14 protein-coding genes are annotated in these 12,578 nt (G+C 40.4%); 4 read left to right on the top strand and 10 right to left on the bottom strand.

The features are described 5' to 3' along the window. Positions 1-37: 37 nt before the first annotated feature. Genes N7E81_RS03710 through N7E81_RS03695 form a run of 4 tightly spaced genes read left to right on the top strand, consistent with a single transcriptional unit; the run spans position 38 to position 3,028 of the window. Entirely contained in the window at positions 38-499 is a 462-nt protein-coding gene (locus N7E81_RS03710) for a DUF4399 domain-containing protein (protein ID WP_263051934.1), read from the top strand. Positions 500-528: 29 nt separating this feature from the next. Continuing rightward, a complete protein-coding gene (locus N7E81_RS03705) occupies positions 529-1,500 on the top strand; it encodes an isopenicillin N synthase family dioxygenase (protein ID WP_263051933.1) in 972 nt (323 codons plus the stop codon). Next, complete coding sequence (chrA, locus tag N7E81_RS03700) at positions 1,500-2,675, top strand: chromate efflux transporter (protein WP_263051932.1); 1,176 nt, start codon at positions 1,500-1,502, stop codon at positions 2,673-2,675. Before N7E81_RS03705 ends, chrA begins: the two co-directional genes overlap by 1 nt. Continuing rightward, positions 2,672-3,028, top strand: coding sequence for a DUF7079 family protein (locus N7E81_RS03695; protein WP_263051931.1), 357 nt, complete (start codon positions 2,672-2,674; stop codon positions 3,026-3,028). Before chrA ends, N7E81_RS03695 begins: the two co-directional genes overlap by 4 nt. A 53-nt stretch (positions 3,029-3,081) precedes the next feature. Here N7E81_RS03695 and N7E81_RS03690 read toward each other — a convergent pair whose 3' ends face one another. From N7E81_RS03690 to N7E81_RS03645, 10 genes are all read right to left on the bottom strand, one after another. Then, a complete protein-coding gene (locus tag N7E81_RS03690) occupies positions 3,082-3,624 on the bottom strand; it encodes an OmpH family outer membrane protein (RefSeq protein ID WP_263051930.1) in 543 nt (180 codons plus the stop codon). A 13-nt stretch (positions 3,625-3,637) separates the two neighbouring features. After that, the gene (locus N7E81_RS03685) at positions 3,638-4,189 is read right to left on the bottom strand and encodes an OmpH family outer membrane protein (RefSeq protein ID WP_263051929.1); all 552 of its coding nucleotides are present in this window, start codon (positions 4,187-4,189) and stop codon (positions 3,638-3,640) included. A gap of 59 nt (positions 4,190-4,248) precedes the next feature. Then, positions 4,249-6,903, bottom strand: a complete 2,655-nt coding sequence (locus N7E81_RS03680) for a BamA/OMP85 family outer membrane protein (protein ID WP_263051928.1) — start codon at positions 6,901-6,903, stop codon at positions 4,249-4,251. A gap of 31 nt (positions 6,904-6,934) precedes the next feature. After that, complete coding sequence (locus N7E81_RS03675) at positions 6,935-7,675, bottom strand: isoprenyl transferase (protein ID WP_407692707.1); 741 nt, start codon at positions 7,673-7,675, stop codon at positions 6,935-6,937. Between the two features lie 82 nt (positions 7,676-7,757). Beyond that, on the bottom strand, positions 7,758-8,423 hold the full coding sequence (porG, locus tag N7E81_RS03670) for a type IX secretion system protein PorG (RefSeq protein WP_263053058.1): 666 nt from the start codon (positions 8,421-8,423) through the stop codon (positions 7,758-7,760). A 68-nt stretch (positions 8,424-8,491) separates the two neighbouring features. Continuing rightward, on the bottom strand, positions 8,492-9,577 hold the full coding sequence (locus tag N7E81_RS03665) for a DUF6089 family protein (RefSeq protein WP_263051927.1): 1,086 nt from the start codon (positions 9,575-9,577) through the stop codon (positions 8,492-8,494). 81 nt (positions 9,578-9,658) lie between these two features. Then, positions 9,659-10,537, bottom strand: coding sequence for an NAD kinase (locus tag N7E81_RS03660; protein ID WP_263051926.1), 879 nt, complete (start codon positions 10,535-10,537; stop codon positions 9,659-9,661). Between the two features lie 13 nt (positions 10,538-10,550). Beyond that, positions 10,551-11,216, bottom strand: a complete 666-nt coding sequence (locus N7E81_RS03655) for a CBS domain-containing protein (protein ID WP_263051925.1) — start codon at positions 11,214-11,216, stop codon at positions 10,551-10,553. Then, positions 11,213-11,974, bottom strand: a complete 762-nt coding sequence (locus N7E81_RS03650) for an alpha/beta fold hydrolase (protein ID WP_263051924.1) — start codon at positions 11,972-11,974, stop codon at positions 11,213-11,215. Before N7E81_RS03650 ends, N7E81_RS03655 begins: the two co-directional genes overlap by 4 nt. Positions 11,975-12,037: 63 nt before the next feature. Then, a complete protein-coding gene (locus tag N7E81_RS03645; protein WP_263051923.1) occupies positions 12,038-12,577 on the bottom strand; it encodes a CvpA family protein in 540 nt (179 codons plus the stop codon). Position 12,578: the final 1 nt, after the last annotated feature.

Here is a 12,578-nt window from a genome sequence, read left to right as displayed (position 1 = left end):
ATAAATTTATCTTACACTAATTCAACACTTATTAATTATGAAATATCTATCCATCGTATTATTTAGTTTAATCATATTTAGTTGTTCATCTCCTAACAAATCAACCGAACAGACGGCTGAGCCTGTAGCGGATCAGACAGAAATCGCAGAAAAAGTAGAGGCAGATTCTGCTTATGTGTTTTTCAAAAGCCCAGCGGATGGAGCCACTGTAGCTAGCCCTGTTTTTGTGGAAATGGGAGTGTCTGGTATGCAAATAGAGCCTGCTGGTCAAGTAAAAGAAGGCTTTGGTCACCACCATATTTTGATTAATCAAGCGAGCTGGCCAGAAGGCGAAGTGATCCCAATGTCTGATTCTACGATTCACTACGGAAAAGGACAGACGGATACCACATTAGAGCTGGAGCCCGGAGAATATACACTGTCACTTCAGTTTGCCAATGGCGTACATGCTTCATATGGGGAGAAGATGGCTACGTCTATCACAGTTACTGTAGAATAAAATAACCCATCAACCCTAAGCATGTACTCATGAGTGAAAAACTGTATAACGAAGTTCCATCGTTGGATTTGGCAGATTTCAATTCTGGTGACGAATCAAGGAAGAATAAATTTGTAGCTGATTTGGGTGCAGCCTATCACAGCATAGGATTCGTAGCAGTAAAAAACCACGGGTTGTCCGATGAGCTTTGTACACAATTGTATCAAGCGGTGCAAGACTTTTTTGCGTTGCCCGATGAGGTGAAACAAAAATATGAAGTACCAGAGCTTTTCGGACAACGAGGGTATATCGGTAAGGGTAAAGAGCACGCCAAAGGTAGAGCGACAGGAGACCTCAAAGAATTTTATCATGTAGGACAAGAGGTGACAGATGGAGACCCCATCAAATCTCAGTACCCTGATAACATTTGGCCAGAAGAAGTTGTCAATTTTGATAAGATCGCACTAGAGGCTTATCGCACACTTGAAAAAGCAGGTAGACAAATGCTGAGAGCGATTGCGATCTACCTAGAACTGGATGAAGACTATTTTGAGAGTCGTGTCCACAATGGCAACAGTATTTTGCGTCCAATTCATTATTTTCCAATAGAAAATCCAGAGGCAGTGCCTGCAGATGCTGTGAGAGCGGCAGAGCATGGCGATATCAATTTGATCACCTTGCTCATGGGTGCCAGTGCGGATGGACTGCAAGTGCTGCGTAGAGATGGTGAGTGGATTCCGATTACTGCCTTGCCTGAGCAAATCGTGGTAAATGTGGGTGATATGCTAGCCCGGCATACCAACGACAAATTGAAATCTACGATACACAGAGTGGTAAATCCTCCCAAGGAATTGATGAAAACTTCTCGGTTTTCAATTCCATTTTTTATGCATCCTCGTTCTGATATGGATTTGAGCTGTCTGGACAACTGCATAGATATGGATCACCCCAAACAATTCGAAGACATTACAGCAGGTGAATTTTTACAACAACGTTTGGCAGAAATAGGGTTGAAAAAGTAATGATTAAGAAGGTTCGATACTACATTTTTCTCAAAGATGTATTGCTCCTTACGCTTGCGGCCTTTGGTGGCCCTCAGGCTCATTTTGCCATGATGTTAGACGTGTTGGTAAAGAAAAGAGGTTATCTCGAAGAGAAAGACCTTATAGAACTGACGGCTTTATGCCAATTTTTACCAGGTCCTACTTCCACTCAGACCTTGACAGCGATAGGTTTTAAGGTGGGTGGTCCCAATCTGGCCTATCTTACACTGCTGATCTGGATTACTCCAGCTTTTTTGATCATGACCTTTGCGGGTATTTTTATTTCTACGCTAGAGGAGTATAATATTTCGATGGAGTTTGCTCGCTTTATCAAGCCCATGGCTGTCGGGATAGTGGCTTATTCTGGATACATTATTATCAAAAAAGTAGTAACTACTAAAATTGCCGTGGTGTTGATGATACTGGCTGCGATGGCAAGCTATCTGGTACGGACACCATTTGTATTTCCGATTATCTTATTGATTGGCGGATGTATTACGGCATTTGATTATAAGCGGCACGAAAAGGAAGAAAAAGAAGGGATTAGGATCCAATGGTCCAATTTTATTTTGTGGGCAGGGGTGTTGATTGGTGCGGCTTTATTGGGAGCATCGATAAATTGGTTAGGTATTCGAATTTTTGAAAATTTCTACCGGATTGGCAGTTTGATTTTTGGTGGAGGCCAAGTACTGGTGCCTTTTATGTATACAGAATTTGTGGAGTTTAAAGAATACCTAACCTCAGAAGAGTTTTTATCAGGTTTTGCTTTGGCGCAGGCTGTGCCAGGGCCAGTATTTTCATTTGCCTCGTATGTAGGCTCTATTTCTATGAAGGAATACGGGATGTTTGGTCAGCTGATGGGTGGCTTTATGGCGGCACTTGGTATTTTTTTGCCAGGCACTTTTTTGATATTCTTTGTGATTCGTTTTTGGGAAGAGCTGAAAAAATTTAGAATTGTAAAAGCATCGCTTGATGGTGTAAATGCTGCCAGTTCAGGAATGATACTTGCGGCGGCAGTATTGCTGTTTCAGCCCCTAATGGGTGATTACCTCAACTATTTTATAATGATTGGTACATTTGCTCTAATGATGACGAAGAAAGTCCCTACCCCATATTTGATAATAGGGGGGCTCTTACTTGGCATTATTTTATGAGCCGAGAGGATTTAGAAAAACGACAAGTGCTTTGGCTTGCTTTGTCGGAATTATATCTAGATACTGAGTTGTCAGATCAAGACTATAATTTCATTAAAGTTCAGGTACTACAGGCAGGTTTCTCTTTGCAAGACGCTGAGTCTATCGACCGCTATGAAGTATTTCCTTTATTGTATTCCAACTTGCTTTCTCCTGTGGGTGTCTGGTCTGGGTTTGACAAAAACTGGCTCTATCAAAATTGTGAGAAATATTATACGATTAGAGGAAGCCTATTTCATCAGTGGAAGTGTGATTGGCTCTGTATGATATATGGGAAAATAAGAAAAGATATTTGGGCTAAGCTGAATTCATAAAAAAAGTCTCGACTATTTAGTAATCGAGACTTTTTAATTTTTTGGATTGATCCTTAGTTCAACTTAGCAGGAGGAGTGATTCCCATTTTTTTGAATACTAAGTCAGAAACGTCATATTTCTCATCAGCATCCAAAAGGATATCTACACCTGGTACGCCAGTGCTGAAAATCATGTCGTATCCGTTTTCAGTTCTTACAGCTTTCACAGCATTGCCAATTTTTTCAAAAAGAGGAGCGTAGAGCTCTCCTTGTTTCTTCTGCAAAGAAGTTTGTGCTTCTCTTTGGAAGGCTTCGAATCTTTGGTTCAAAGACTGCAATTCAGCTTCTTTGTCGGCTCTTACCAAGTCAGTCATGGTAGCAGCACCTTGCTGATATTCTTGCAATTTGGTCTGTAGCTCTGTGCCTTTAGATTGCAATTGATTTTGAAGCTGGGCTTCGTAAGCTTTGAATTCAGAATCTACTTGCTTTGCTTCTGGCATTTGGCTCAGAATGTACTCCACATTAGTATAGCCTATTTTCATTACTACACCCTGCGCACTTGCAGTCAGGCTAAATGCAGACAATACAACTGCAAAAATTATCGATTTAACTTTCATAATTCAGTTCTAATTAGTTGTTACTTATTACATCGTTTTTATCACCGAGTCCAAGTTCCTCCAGCACGTAGTCCGTATAGTCATGAACCGGATCGGTATAGATCATCACCAAATCTCCAGACTTATCAAATACAATTTGCAAGCGATGGTTTTTGGCTACTTTCTCTACAGCATCAAATACTTGATCCTGTACAGGTTTTATTAATTCTTTTTTCTTTAGGAAAAATAGGCCTTCAAACCCAAATATCTTTTTTTGGTATTCTTTCACCTCATCCCACTTTAGATCAATTTCTTTTAATCGATCATCTTTCATTTCCTTGGTCAAGAGCACTTCTTCTGCTTTTAGGGAAGTTTCCATTTCCTCTATTCCTTTATACATCTCCTGAATTTCCTGTTCCCAAGCTTTTGATACTTTTCCTATCTCGGCTTTAGCTTCGTTATATTCAGGCATTTGGCTTAGAATATAATCTGTATCCACGTAGCCAAATTTCTGTGCAAATGTATCATTTAAAATGAAAACTAAAAGCACAAGAATTAGAGATGTATGTCGGGCTACAATATTCATACCGATAAAATTAGCCTTTGGTGTTTATATTATCGAATAATCTCATGCAATATTCTTTATTATCTCAATTGTTGGCCAATAGAGAAGTGAATTTGACCCCCAGAATTAGATTGTTGGTCAGGTAATGTGTCAAATCCATAACCCCAGTCGATACCCAACAAACCAAAGGCTGGCATGAATATTCTAACTCCAAACCCAGATGATTTATACAATTTGTTTGGGTTAAAGTTTTCAAAACCATCCCAGTTGTTTCCTGCTTCTGAGAAGGCCAAGAGATAAATGGTTGCTGATGGGTTGAGAGATACAGGGTATCTTAATTCCATGACAAATTTGTTGTAGATATTTCCACCAGTGATCCCAGTCACAGGGTCATAAGGTGTGATTGAATTGTTGTCATATCCTCTCAATCCTATCACGTCGTTTCCTAGTAAGAAGTTGGTGCCTGTGAGGCCGTCTCCTCCTAGCTGGAATCTCTCAAATGGGCCTACTCCTACTTCCTTTTGGTAGTAGCCCATGAATCCCATATGTGCACGAGCTTCTAGCACGAGATCTCCTGCCAATTGCATATAATATTTCGCATCAAACATCCATTTGTGGTATTCTACTAGCCTGTATTTTTCACTATTTTCTGCTGTAGCATAATCGGTGTCATTCCATAGTGACCATGGAGGAGTCAAAGCTAAACTCAACGAAATAGACGAACCTGATCTTGGATACATCGGGTTGTCAATACTGTTTCGTGCGAGTGTGGTATTGAAGGTAAAGTTGTTGGCCACACCTGTGCTAAAACCTAGCGAATACCCATAGTTGAACAGATTGTATCTCAAATAAGAGAGCGAGTTACTTAAGGTGAAGTAATCATCAGGCCATTTCACTCTTCTGCCTAAACTTACAGTTGTACCAAATACTTGCAACGAGCCAGTAGTTTTGTCTGTGAAGTAGTCAATATTTCTCTGAATAGAGTAGTTGAAGCTGACTCCAAATGAATGTGGTTTTTTGCCACCTAACCATGGTTCGGAGAAGCTAACAGAGTAACTCTGGTATCTCTTGCCGTTGGCTTGTAGTCTCAACGAAAGTTTTTGACCGTCTCCTACAGGCAATGGCCTCCACTTATCAAAGTGCGGAATATTCCTCAAAGAGAAGTTGTTGAATGTAAGTCCTAAAGTGCCTACAAATCCAAAAGTACCACCCCATCCTCCAGAGAGTTCGATCTGATCACTTGGTCTTTCTACGAGTTCCCATTCGATATCTACTGTTTCGTTTACTGGGTTAGGAATAGGTTTTGGGTTTACTTGTTCAGGGTCGAAATAGCCAAGCTGAGAAAGCTCTCGCTGAGTCCTGATCAACTCTGCTCGACTAAACTTCTGACCAGGTAGTGTTCGGAGTTCACGCATGATTACGTGATCGTTTGTACGGTCATTGCCTGTCACAAATACTTTTCGGATGGTGGCTTGTGCTCCTTCATAGATTCTCATTTCTAAATCTACAGAGTCACCTTCTATTTTTACTTCTACAGGGGTCACACTAAAGAACAAATAACCATTGTCCATGTAGAGCGAACTAATATCTGGCCCGCTAGGATTATAGTTTAGTTTTTTGTCGACGAGCTCGAGGTTATAAATGTCGCCTTTTTCTATTCCTAGGATTTGATCGAGCGTACGATCGTCGTGTATGAAGTTGCCTACCCAATTGATATCTCTGAAGAAGTATCTTGGCCCAGGGCTTACTTTGATATTGATGTCCACAGACTTGCGGTCTGCAAATACAATAGTGTCTTCAATGATCTCTGCATCACGATGCCCTTTTGAGTTGTAAAAACTGATAAGTGCCGCTTTGTCTTCTTCGTATTTTTCTTTTACAAATTTCGAAGATTTAAAAACGTTTAATTTTACGTTTTCGTGAATGACTTCGAGCAAGGTATTAGACACGTTATGTTTTATACTATCATCTACAAACTGAAACCTTTCTTCTTTGGGCTTAAACATATCAAAGCTAGAGGCCAAAAGAGCACTGATCAATTTAAAACGTGCACGTTCGCCAGAGTTTTTCATTTTGCTTTTGAGCTTGGAGTCCGTAAAGTGCTCATTGCCCACGAAGTTCACATCTCTGATTTTTACTTTCCTGTTTTTTTCAATGTTTACATCTAGCAATACACTGTTGTGAATTGTACTGTCTGTCCTGTATCGAATATCTACTTCAGTATTGAGGTATCCTTTTTCGTAGAAGTATTTTTTGATGGTGAGTTCTGCATTTTTTCTGATGGCATCAGTCATCACTCTACCTCTAATCAGGTTTACTTTTTCTCTGATGTCAGATTCTTGGCTTTTGGTTAATCCGGTAAACTCAAACCGACTTAATCGTGGTCTTTCGGCTAGTTCGATGGTGAGGTAGATGTCGCTTCCCTCTACTTTGGAGGCATAGATTTGGATGTCGCCGATCAGTCCTTGTTTCCAAAGTTTTTTGATGGCTGACGTAATACCATCTCCTGGTACTTTGATTTTGTCTCCTACTTTTAGTCCAGAGATTGAGATCAGAGCGATTTTGTCGAGGTATTCGGCGCCTATTACCTCTATATCAGCAATTGTGAACTCCTGAGGGTTAGAATAGCTGATGTTGACTTTGTTAGGGTTTGTTCGGCCCTGACTGCCATATCTAATCTGACCAACAGCAGCTGTTGAAATGCAAAGAAAGAGTAAAAGTATTTTGGATCTCATCGTTTTTCCTGACCTATCTGTTGCTTTGAATTTATTTTTGAATCAGTTGTTCACTTGTCTTTCCGAGGCGTCTTTCTCTATTTTGAAAATCCAAAATAGCTTCATACAAGTGTTTTTTCCTGAAATCTGGCCAAAGCGTTTCCGTAAAATGTAGCTCTGCATATGCAGCCTGCCACAATAAAAAGTTACTAATTCGATGCTCACCGCTGGTTCTGATCATTAACTCTACATCTGGAGCGGTATGCTTATCAATATATTGATTAATGAAGTTGATATCTATGTTATCAACTTCGGCCTTGTTTTCCTTTATGTCGTCAATGAGATCTTTTACCGCATGACTAATTTCCCACCTACCGCCATAGTTGAGCGCTAATGACAAAATCATTCCTGTATTATCCTTGGTTTGTTCTATACCAAGAGCCAAGTTCTTTTGAGCACCTACAGGTAAATGCGTGATATCACCAATTGGTTGCAAACGAATATTGTTTTTCACCAACGTAGGGATTTCTTTTTTAATGGTAGAGATGAGCAGAGACATGAGACCGTCTACTTCGAGCTTGGGTCTGTTCCAGTTTTCGGTAGAGAAGGCATATAGCGTAAGGCGTTTTACACCCAGTTCAGCACATCCTTCAGTTGTATCCCGAACCGCCTCAATGGCATTTCGATGACCAAACAGTCTAGCTGCTCCTCGCTTCTTTGCCCACCGTCCGTTGCCATCCATGATGACGGCTATGTGTGCTGGAATTTTTGATGGATCAATCGTCTCTTTCATGCCCTTTTTGTTGGCCTTTGGCCAAAACCAAACCGCAAATTTGTGCTTTTTTTTAGTTAAAAGGAATTTATGATGGATTTAATTACCTGCGCATGGACCTGTTAGGTTGATACTTATAGGTGCATGGAATTTTAAAGATCAAGTATGAGATGGAAACATTGAAGAAATGGTACCAGTCTTTGTCGTTAGGGTTGCCAAATTGAGTATTGGTCTTGTTGTATACATCTCCATCGGAGATGCCATCTAATTCGTCAAAGAAAGTTTTTCTTGCGCCAAATTCGATGGCTGCACTAAACTGTTTTCCTATTAAATATTTCACCCCCCCTCCGAAAGGAAGGACTGGTTGGATACTGCCGAAGTTGTCGGTCTGACTATCTAGGTTTAGGAATTTAGCAAGGCCAAAGCCAGCAAAGAAATAGGGGGACCATTTAATAGTGGAATTTTTGTCTTTATAGTCAAGAAAGTGGTATTCTAATGTGGTGCTGGCCTCGAAAAATGATCTGTCGAAGGATGCATTTCGAATTTCTCCTAGGGCATCGTAAGGATGGCTGTCATCGCCAGATACTTGACCATACAAGAGGGCTATTTTGAAGCTTACATCCTTCTCAAAGTTGATTCTGTATAGCCCTTGTATGCCTATGCTTTGATTGGCAATTTCATAGCCTCTATATAAATCCCCCGCATAGCTGACACCTCCAATCCCAACGCCAAATTCCGTTCGTTGAGCCAAACAGAAAGTTTGGAGCAAAAGAAATGCCGACAGAATCGGCAATTTTTTTATAATGGTATGACTAATATTTATTCTCAATCCACGGTTTATCTAAACTTGCCTCTAGAGGCTCCTTTCTTGTCAAAGATATAAACGAGGCGAATTTGAGTAGTGATATAAAAATCTTTATAATCTGATCCTCCTCTTGAGTTTTCTTGACCAGGAGCATACCCAGATCCATGAGTATAAGGCCCCGTCATAGCTATATCGCCCCCTCCGACGGTTGGATTTAGTCCTCTGTCTGCACCTGTCAGGGCACTGGTGGTTTCAGCTCCTCTTTCAGACATCGCTCTTGCCAAATTATCGTCACCAAAAGCATCTAAGTCAACATAAGCATTACTTACATCATCGAGGTAATCTGTGAATGTTTTTCTAAAGCCAATTTCAAAATTCAAGTCAAAATTGTGATGCAATTTCACTTTGAGTCCCAGGCCTACTGGAATTACAAAAGCAAATTTGCTGTAAGGGTCAATTCCTAGACTGTCAATATTCTGGCCTTCAGTGCCTAAATCTCGAAGATTCACCCACTGTCCCGCTTCTTCAAGCGCATTGCCAGCTTGATCGGTTTCAGGGGCAATGGCTTTAGGGGAGTGTGCTATTACAGCCGCACCAAAAAATATGTAGGGATTGATAGGAAATCTACCACGTACGCCCCCATTGTTTGGAATCATGTCTGCTTCAAAGCCTACAGAAAGTTCGTGAATATTGTTTTTGAAATGTAGGTTTCTTAGATATCTTCCACGCAAACTAGCGTCTCCAGATCCCTGATCTCCATTCGCTGAATCATCCCCTTCAATGACTCCGTAATTGTAACCAGCTCTAAAAAAGATCCCTGGGTATACCATTCTGGAACCAGTGATGCCAAAGCCAAATTTAGACTCGCCATAATTAGTACTCAGCCGCTTGTCGCTAGGGGATAAATCTCCATAGTAGTTGAGCACATTTACGCTAAGTCCCATTGTCCAGTAGTTGGTTTGACCAACTCCTCGATAACTTGTGCGTCCACCGCTATAGTTTGAGTATTTTTTATTTTTATACTTGTTATAGCCATAGCGTCTTTTCTGAGCAAATGAGTCAGAAGCGCACACGACTAATAATAGTAATACAAGGGAGGTTATTAAACTTTTACGCATTTTCAATAATCAAACGACCAAAAATCTTTTTATATAACTGGCGCAATTTATTCTAAACGATAAAATTATTGTTTTTAACTTCTAATTCCTAACGTCTTGCCCCCAATTTAGCTTATTCCTAAGGGTATCAAAGAAATTTGAACCTGAAAGGTTTACTAATTTGGCGGTAAAATTGGCTTTTGTTAAAGATATTTTCACTGTGCTATTGACGGTATGTGATCTTGAATCGAGCGAGACTAAGAAAGAACGGCCTTTTCCTTCTATTTCGAAGGAGATTTCGCTTTTGTCTGAGACGACTAGTGGACGCACATTTAAATTATGTGGGCTGACTGGAGTAATGATAAAACTATCTGACTGCGAGAGGACCAAAGGCCCTCCACAGCTCAGTGAGTATCCAGTAGACCCTGTGGGGGTGGAGACCATGAGTCCATCTGCCCAATAGGTATTAACAAAGGCGCCGTCTATATAGCACCTTACTATGATCATAGAAGAAGTATCTCGCTTAAGTATAGCCACTTCATTCAATGCAAAATTTTGTGCGTCAAAAAGTTCACTGTTACTATTGAGGTGGAGTAGTGTTCTGTTTTCTAGTTCGTATTGCCCGTCAAAAAGTAGGTCTAGTGCTGTGCTGATATCGCTCTTTGCAGTGGTTGCCAAGAATCCCATTGTGCCTAGGTTGATTCCTAAGATAGGAATTTCATGAGCACCTACGATAGAGACTGTTTCTAAGAGCGTACCGTCTCCACCCAAGCTAAAGAAGAAGTCGATGGAGTCGAGATTAGCTAGAATATTGACTTGGCGATAGGACGCTAAGTAAGCTTTGGCTTCTGATTTATTTTCTCGTGCACAGACATCGGTTATGAATATTTCATGTCCGTTTTCGAGTAATTTATTTGCGATGGTTTTGACATATGGAAAGGACTCTTTGGAGAACTTTCTTCCATGCAGCGCGATTCTCATGTTGGTATTGAATTTAGACTTTGAGGTATCTCAGGAGCGTATCGAGCCTTTCTTTTTCGATGAGTTCTTCGTCTCCTTTGCCAAAGATAGAACTTATTGTGTATCCAAATCTCTCCAAAGAGGAGATTATAGCTGAGCCGTTTTCTACATTGAGCTTAATGGTTACTCGTATTTTGCCAGGTTGTTGGTCGTTATTTTCAATAAAGCTGCTGAGAATTTTCCCTCCTTCAGATTCTATGATTCGGCTCAACTCTGTCATGGAATAATCTGTCTGAGCCATGGATAGTACGATGATAGTTCCAGGACTATTGATCGAAGACATTTTAGAAAAAGCTTCTACCACATCTTGTATAGTAACGGCCCCTAGGTAGTTTTTTTCTTCGTCTACCACGGCTACGAGATTGGAACTAGCTTCATAGGCTTTTTTGAGTACTTCATAGTAATGCTCATTTTGATCAACAAATAGACTAGTGCCCATAAATTGATAGTCTTCTACTTTCTCAGCGCCAGTAAAGTGGTCGAAAAGCAAATTCTCGTTGAAAAGCCCTAAGAATTTGCCTTTTTCTACAATGGGTAGTTCGTGTACATGAAACTCACTCATCCACGATTGTGCCTTCTCTATATCGTCAGATGGCTTTAGTGGTGGGATGGTATAGTTTATTAAGTCTTTGGCTCTCATACGGGTACCGTTTGATTCAAAAATTCGTCCAGTATTTCATTATATTTTTCGGGCTGTTCCATCATAGGGGCATGGCAGCATTCATCAATAAAACGTAAGGTAGAGTTTTTTATTAGTCGGTTAAAATCATGCCCCACACTTGGCGGGGTTATGGTATCGTTGAGTCCCCAGATGAGCAGGGTTTCATTTTCTATTTTGTGCAGCTCTTCTGCCAGATTGTTTCGCTGAGCGGATTTGGCCATAGCGATGATTCTCAGGCACTTTGGGATATCATTGGTGGTCTCAAAAATTTCGTCGATATAGGCTCTGGTGGCTGTATTAGGGTCGTAGAAAGTGTACCGCACTTTTTCTTCTATATAGGAGTAGTTGCCTCTTTTTGGATAAGAGCCACCCATTGCATTTTCAAACAATCCAGAGCTTCCAGTCAATATCATGCGGTCTGTTTTTTCTGGGTGTTTGAGTGCATACATCAGTGCGACGTGTCCGCCTAGAGAATTTCCCATGATATCGAATTGGTCGTAGCCTTTATGATCAATAAAACCCTCACAGAATTCGGTCAGTTTAGTAAGACCTGTTTCGCGAACGGGCAGATCATAAATGGGCAACATGGGAATGACTACCTTATATTTTCCTGCAAACCTATTGACTACAGCTTCCCAATTGCTCAAGGCACCAAAAAGCCCATGAAGCAGCAGCAAGACTTTTCCTTCACCTTCTTCAAGGTATTTGAATTTGCCTTCCTTTTTTATGTTGGACATTTGTAGCATTCTCTCTCTAATAGTTTGGCTAATATTAGGTATAATATATTAATTTCTGATGAATCAAACGTTAAGTTCTTGCTGATTTACCAATTCCTTAGAGTGTTCGAAAAAGTCCAAAATTGTTGGAAATAAATCTGAAATTAGATTGAATAATTTAGGCGCAAATGCAGCGATTGGCCCATATAATAGACTGTCTTCAGTTGTAGTGTCGCTAATTTTTCCTCCAAAGGATTCGAAAATCCAAAAAAATATACTGATGAATAGAGCCCATTTTATGATGCCCATCATACTGCCAATAATGTCGTCCAAACTACCGAGTAGTGTAAGGTCCAAAATCCGTTTGACCACCTTGCCTAGCAAATTGAGCATCACGATGATACCAATAAAAATAATGGTAAAGGCAATGATAGGAAGGAGAGAATCATAACCTTCGATATACTCAGCTAAGATCGAAATGCCCCAATCCAACAATTTGATGCCTGCGAGAATGGCTACAAAAAAAGCAGCTAGAGATACGATCTCCATTAGCATGCCTCTTCTGAAGCCAGTGTAGGCGCCGATTAGCAAAAAGATAAGAATGACAATATCTATGGTGTTCACC

The organism is Reichenbachiella carrageenanivorans (genome assembly GCF_025639805.1).
In the GTDB taxonomy this organism is placed as follows: domain Bacteria; phylum Bacteroidota; class Bacteroidia; order Cytophagales; family Cyclobacteriaceae; genus Reichenbachiella; species Reichenbachiella carrageenanivorans.
Note: the sequence above shows the minus strand (reverse complement) of the source record. Positions and strands in the feature narration are given on the sequence as shown.

Excerpts from the sequence above, each read along its gene's own strand:
- N7E81_RS03650 (WP_263051924.1), bottom strand. The coding sequence starts at position 11,974 with ATGTCCAACATAAAAAAGGAAGGCAAATTCAAATACCTTGAAGAAGGT.
- N7E81_RS03680 (WP_263051928.1), bottom strand. The coding sequence starts at position 6,903 with ATGAGATCCAAAATACTTTTACTCTTTCTTTGCATTTCAACAGCTGCT.
- N7E81_RS03685 (WP_263051929.1), bottom strand. The coding sequence starts at position 4,189 with ATGAATATTGTAGCCCGACATACATCTCTAATTCTTGTGCTTTTAGTT.
- N7E81_RS03675 (WP_407692707.1), bottom strand. The coding sequence starts at position 7,675 with ATGAAAGAGACGATTGATCCATCAAAAATTCCAGCACACATAGCCGTC.
- N7E81_RS03665 (WP_263051927.1), bottom strand. The coding sequence starts at position 9,577 with ATGCGTAAAAGTTTAATAACCTCCCTTGTATTACTATTATTAGTCGTG.
- N7E81_RS03705 (WP_263051933.1), top strand. The coding sequence starts at position 529 with ATGAGTGAAAAACTGTATAACGAAGTTCCATCGTTGGATTTGGCAGAT.
- chrA (WP_263051932.1), top strand. The coding sequence starts at position 1,500 with ATGATTAAGAAGGTTCGATACTACATTTTTCTCAAAGATGTATTGCTC.
- N7E81_RS03690 (WP_263051930.1), bottom strand. The coding sequence starts at position 3,624 with ATGAAAGTTAAATCGATAATTTTTGCAGTTGTATTGTCTGCATTTAGC.
- N7E81_RS03695 (WP_263051931.1), top strand. The coding sequence starts at position 2,672 with ATGAGCCGAGAGGATTTAGAAAAACGACAAGTGCTTTGGCTTGCTTTG.
- N7E81_RS03660 (WP_263051926.1), bottom strand. The coding sequence starts at position 10,537 with ATGAGAATCGCGCTGCATGGAAGAAAGTTCTCCAAAGAGTCCTTTCCA.
- N7E81_RS03655 (WP_263051925.1), bottom strand. The coding sequence starts at position 11,216 with ATGAGAGCCAAAGACTTAATAAACTATACCATCCCACCACTAAAGCCA.
- N7E81_RS03710 (WP_263051934.1), top strand. The coding sequence starts at position 38 with ATGAAATATCTATCCATCGTATTATTTAGTTTAATCATATTTAGTTGT.